Origin of the sequence: Wolbachia endosymbiont of Pentidionis agamae, assembly GCF_036711655.1 — a bacterium.
Lineage (GTDB): Bacteria > Pseudomonadota > Alphaproteobacteria > Rickettsiales > Anaplasmataceae > JAZHPY01.
The window spans coordinates 1-3,926 of sequence record NZ_JAZHPY010000091.1; the positions used below are offsets into that span (position 1 = coordinate 1).

General features: G+C 30.7%; 5 protein-coding genes. 2 read left to right on the plus strand and 3 right to left on the minus strand.

Translation table 11 applies throughout. The annotated features are described in order from the left end of the window. Together V6U76_RS04750 and V6U76_RS04755 are read left to right on the plus strand one after the other, a co-directional pair. A partial coding sequence (locus V6U76_RS04750; RefSeq protein WP_333023960.1) for a hypothetical protein occupies nt 1-262 on the plus strand: 262 nt, incomplete at its 5' end. 295 nt (nt 263-557) lie between these two features. Continuing rightward, the gene (locus V6U76_RS04755; RefSeq protein WP_333023961.1) at nt 558-1,640 is read left to right on the plus strand and encodes an ankyrin repeat domain-containing protein; all 1,083 of its coding nucleotides are present in this window, start codon (nt 558-560) and stop codon (nt 1,638-1,640) included. A 141-nt stretch (nt 1,641-1,781) separates the two neighbouring features. Here the strand turns inward: V6U76_RS04755 and V6U76_RS04760 are convergent, their stop codons facing one another. The 3 genes from V6U76_RS04760 to petA form a co-directional block, all read right to left on the minus strand. Next, nucleotides 1,782-2,330, minus strand: coding sequence for a hypothetical protein (locus V6U76_RS04760; RefSeq protein ID WP_333023963.1), 549 nt, complete (start codon nt 2,328-2,330; stop codon nt 1,782-1,784). Beyond that, nucleotides 2,299-3,120 carry an ankyrin repeat domain-containing protein gene (locus tag V6U76_RS04765; protein WP_333023964.1) on the minus strand — a complete coding sequence of 274 codons (822 nt, stop codon included), beginning with the start codon at nt 3,118-3,120 and terminating at the stop codon, nt 2,299-2,301. Before V6U76_RS04765 ends, V6U76_RS04760 begins: the two co-directional genes overlap by 32 nt. 204 nt (nt 3,121-3,324) lie before the next feature. Then, complete coding sequence (gene petA / locus V6U76_RS04770) at nt 3,325-3,873, minus strand: ubiquinol-cytochrome c reductase iron-sulfur subunit (protein ID WP_333023965.1); 549 nt, start codon at nt 3,871-3,873, stop codon at nt 3,325-3,327. Nucleotides 3,874-3,926: the final 53 nt, after the last annotated feature.

Below are 3,926 nucleotides of genomic sequence, written 5' to 3' on the forward strand. Positions count from 1 at the left end.
TTCTATTTTAGAATACACTATTTCATCACTTATCTATCTCTATATCAACTCTCTCAAATTAGGAGATATAGTTAATGATAGAATAATTAACAATGATCCAAACTTAACTTTTCCAAAACTCTTTCAAAAATCATTAGTTGTTTTTCTTAATGGGCAAAGAGAGAGTCAAAAGGAAGTCAATTTCATTGCAGGACGCGTCATACTATCTCAACTTTCGAATACTTCAGTTACCAAAGGAACATCCAAGTCTCAAGATAGATAAAGTTGTACTTTTACAAGAGAAAGCTTTTGTGCCAAGCATTTTTTAGTGTTTAGCATAATATGGTATACATCAGATATGAATTAGAAATTTGATGTGGTAAGTGTACATACGTATAAAGAGATAATTACTATCTTTCTAACTTAATGGTTAGGTTAAAAACTCTAACCACAAATTCTTGTAGCCAAAAGGTTTAAGAGTATTCAGCTAAATACTTTTATGAAAATTCAAAAAATACTTGATATCATTACTATTATGATATATAATTTACTAATCAATAAATGGTGTGGGTGAATTTATGACTGATATTAATGATGAATTATACCAAGCAGTTCTAGATAAGAGTTTAGAAAAGTGTGAAGCATTGCTTCAAACAAAAAAAGTTAATATTAATGCCAAGTACGGTGATGGTATCACTGTTTTACATGTTGCTGCTTCGCTTAAAAAATTGGAAATCGTGGAACTTTTAATAAAATACGGAGCAGATGCTCTTGCTATTGATAAGGGTAGTAAAACTCCTTTAGATCATGCTATACTTTTTAAAGCTGGGGAAGATATTACAAAGCTTCTAGAAGAATCCATGGCTAATCAAAAACTATTTAAAGCAGCCAAAAATAATAATTTTTTAGAAGTACAGAAGTTGATTAAAGAAAAAAAGGCTGATGTTAATGCTACTAATAAGGATGGTGATACTCCTTTACATTGCGCTGCTAGAAATGGGCACACAGAAGCTGTAAAGGTTCTAATAAAAAATGGAGCTGATGTTAATGCTCGTGATGAACGTGGTTATACTCCTTTATATGTTGCTGTGATGTGTGGTCATAAAAACATTTTAACCCTTCTATTAGAAAAAGGAAAAGCTAAAATTGATGTTCAGGATAACAGTGGCCGTACCTCTCTATTTTGGGCTGTTTTACGTGACAAACATATTGTAGAATATTTAATAAGTCATGATGCAGATATTACAATTATAGATAAGGCTGAAAGTACTGCTTTATCGTATTGTCAATCCTTAGATGTTGCGAAGCCCATAATTCGTGAAATAATAAAACTCGAATGTTCAGGTAGAAACCTTAATAATGGGTTTTATAAAAATAAAGAAATGATAGAAAAGAATAAAGAGTTCAATTCTTATTATGAGGGATGTAAACTGAAGAAAAAAATAGGATATTGCTCAATATCTTCTGCAATTTTTCTAACAATTACATGTACAACCTGTGTTGTTGTATGGTTAGAAATATTAACCTCAATTGTTATAGGATTCGTAGTTGGGCTTGTAGGAGTGCTGGTTACAGCAATGATATTAAAGGAGCCTATAGCACAGCTGCTTAGTGAACATAAGAATGAACTTGTAATGCAAGATCAATCTCAATTAATATGAAATATTAAAAAGATACTTTGATTTCTAAGTTGAGCTTTGTGAACTGGCCTCTACCTGCTAGCAAGCAAGTAAAGGCTTTATTTTTTATTATCTAAAAACTTTTCACAATAAATCTACTTTCAAAATGAATTACTCTTAATATTAACGGGAGTTTTGATAACATATCCCTTTAGATATTGTTGCATTATTTAGTAGACTGTTTGGGCACTTGCTTTTTATATCATTCAATGATTTACTAGGATATTTATTAAATATACTAATTCCTAAATATAAACCTCTTTCAATATCATCAAATTTCTCCATTTTATTTTTTTCAAATGTCGAAAGAGAATCATTCAATGGTTGTGAGTATTTTGCTCCTGTAAATTTTCTGACTGCTAGATCAGCTAGCATAATACCTCCACTCACATCAATTTGTGAAAAGTTGGCTAAGTTTTTCTCATAACAGGCAACGTTATGCTGTGCAGGAGGTAAAGAAGGAGTACTTCGAAATAAGCTATTTAATGTAGCAGAAGCTACAGTTTTTACCCAATTAATGCTGCTTGCAATAAAAAAAGATGAACGTGTTGCGCTACTTGGTACATGTGTAATGCTAACTGGATTGATATTTTCACTTTCCTTAGTAATTTCTGATATTGTTTTATTTTGGTAATATTTTTTAGCAAATTCTGAAGCTGTTTTTACCTTCATTATTTTTAATAGTTATATTAGCATTATTATCATACAATATTTTTATCATTCTGGGATTCCGAGATCTAATAGCATAATGCATAGGAGTGTTGCCACCTTCATCTTTAATATTAATATCTAAATTATGCTTTAAAAGAAATTCCATTATTTTTACACCACTATTAGTAGTATCATAAGAATAGAAGCTATTACTAGCGGCAATGTGCAACAGTGTCTGATTAGAATTGTTATTTAAATCAATTTTAGCACCTTTGTTAAATAATCTTTCCATGATTTTAAAATTATTACTCTTAATAGCTTCATAGATAGAAGTGTTGCCACCTTCATTTTTAGCATTAATATCTGCACCTTTCTTCAGGAGAAGCTCTATTATTTCTAGATATTCAGGAGTTGATGAGCTTGGAAAATTACGGGCAGCATAGTGTAAAGGTGAGATAATCAAAAAAAAACCACTGGCATTTAGTTCAGAACCTTTATCTAGTAAAAATTTTACTATTTTGAAATTGTTATTTTTAGCAGCAATGGACAATGGTGTATATTTATAGCCAAAATCTTCACGCCATATAGCATTGATATCAGCACCTTCATCTACTAAAAACTGAGCACTTTCTAAATTGTTCTTTTGAACAGCAATGTGTAATGGCATTGCTTCATCATCATCTTTTAACTCAGTAATTTTACTAATGCCATTATTTTTCATCTCTTCGACGCATTGTTTAACTTTTTGAAAATTATTTTCCCTTAAAGCAGTGAATAATTTATCTTTTAACTCTTGTTCTTTTGTAACCATAAAACCATCTTTTTAAAATAAAATATTTATAGTATTATGTTATATAATTGAAATAGTCTAGCCTATTTTAATAGAACTAATAAAAAAACTAAAAATTTCTGGTCACTAGTATTTAAAAGATTATTTTTAAGTAGTATACTAATTAAACTTTTATGCAAAGGCTGAAGCATATACCTGGAGAAAATAAAGCATGCCAAACATGTTTTATGCTTTCTTACCGATTACTATAACGTCTTCTTTGAGAAAAAAATAGTCAGGTACAACTAAATTTTTTGGTGCTGGCCCCCCTATAACACGCCCAGAAGTATCATAATATGAACCATGGCAAGGACAAAACCAACCATTACCATCTTTTGTAGAATGATCAATTGGCACACAGCCAAGATGAGTACATATAGCAAGTGTAACGAGCCACTTATCTTTTCCTGGATGAACCCTGCTCTCATCAAGCTGTGGGTCCCTTAAAGCACTCGAATCAATAGTCCTTGCAGATTCAATTTCTTGTTGAGTTCTATGCCTAATAAATACTGGCTTGCCTTGCCACTTAACTTTTTTTGTTTGTCCTTCTCGAATTTCAGATAAGTTTATTTCTACAGTTGACATAGCTAAGACTTCGGCAGATGGTCCAAGTGATTTAATTAATGGTAAAATTGAAACTGCAACCCCATATACTGCAATAAAACCTGTAATTAAAAACATAAAACTTCTTCTATCAGTATTTAGTTGTTCATCTCGCTTAGGTTTTTCAATCATTTTTATTGATTAATATATAGCATTTAATTTATAATGTAGGGGATTATAAGTTA

Excerpts from the sequence above, each read along its gene's own strand:
- V6U76_RS04755 (WP_333023961.1), top strand. The coding sequence starts at position 558 with ATGACTGATATTAATGATGAATTATACCAAGCAGTTCTAGATAAGAGT.
- V6U76_RS04760 (WP_333023963.1), bottom strand. The coding sequence starts at position 2,330 with ATGAAGGTAAAAACAGCTTCAGAATTTGCTAAAAAATATTACCAAAAT.
- V6U76_RS04765 (WP_333023964.1), bottom strand. The coding sequence starts at position 3,120 with ATGGTTACAAAAGAACAAGAGTTAAAAGATAAATTATTCACTGCTTTA.
- petA (WP_333023965.1), bottom strand. The coding sequence starts at position 3,873 with ATGATTGAAAAACCTAAGCGAGATGAACAACTAAATACTGATAGAAGA.